Origin of the sequence: Oceanicola sp. S124, from assembly GCF_000220565.1 — a bacterium.
Classification (GTDB): Bacteria; Pseudomonadota; Alphaproteobacteria; order Rhodobacterales; family Rhodobacteraceae; genus Pseudooceanicola.
This window is the reverse complement of sequence record NZ_AFPM01000198.1, coordinates 1-776: the sequence shown is the minus strand read 5'-3', so window position 1 is coordinate 776 and position 776 is coordinate 1. Positions and strand designations below refer to the sequence as shown.

The following is a 776-nucleotide window of genomic DNA, read 5'->3' as shown; positions in this document are numbered from 1 at the left end:
CGCCGCGCTGGACCGCGCGATGGAGGTGCTGACGCCGGCGGGGGCGAAGCTGCGCCACTGGGATCCCCGCGACGACCTGCGCGCCCTGATCGCCGAAGAGATCGCCGCCGGTGCGCGCACCGTGGTGGCCGCGGGCGGCGATGGCACCGTGATGGCCATGGCCGATGCCCTGCACGGCCAGCAGGCGGCCCTGGCAGCGCTGCCCATGGGCACCTTCAACTACTTCACCCGTGGCCTCGGCCTGCCCGAGGTGCCCGAAGAGGCCGCGCGCGCTCTGCTCGAAGCCACCCCCAATGACATCCGCGTTGCCACGGTCAACGGCCAGGTCTTCCTCAACAATGCCTCGCTGGGCATCTATCCCTCGATCCTGAAGCAGCGAGAGGACGTCTACCGCCGCTTCGGACGGCGCCGCCTGATGGCGCATTGGTCCGTGGTGCGCACCTTCTGGCGCTTCCAGCGGCCCATGCGGCTGGTGCTGGAAGCGCCCGAGGGCGGTGCGCGGCGGGTGCGTACTCCGTTGCTCTTCGTGGCACGCTCCGCCTACCAGCTGGAACGGTTCAACCTGGCGGGGCGCGAGGCGATCCACAAGGATCGGCTGGCGGTGCTGATCGGCCGGGGCGAGAGCCGCGCCGCGCTGTTCCGCCTGGCCTGGCGGCTGATCACCCGGACCATGCAGGAGGGGCGTGACTACGAGCTGGTCGAAGCCTCGCGGATCCGCGTCGAGACCGCCTCGCGCCGCCCGCTTCTGGCCTAGTGACGGCGAGAAGCGCCGCGCC

1 protein-coding gene is annotated in these 776 nt (G+C 71.5%); it reads left to right on the top strand.

What is annotated here, in order from left to right; genetic code table 11:
• Positions 1-754: diacylglycerol/lipid kinase family protein (locus OS124_RS24715; protein WP_010140334.1), on the top strand; the 754-nt coding region annotated here is incomplete at its 5' end.
• Positions 755-776: the final 22 nt, after the last annotated feature.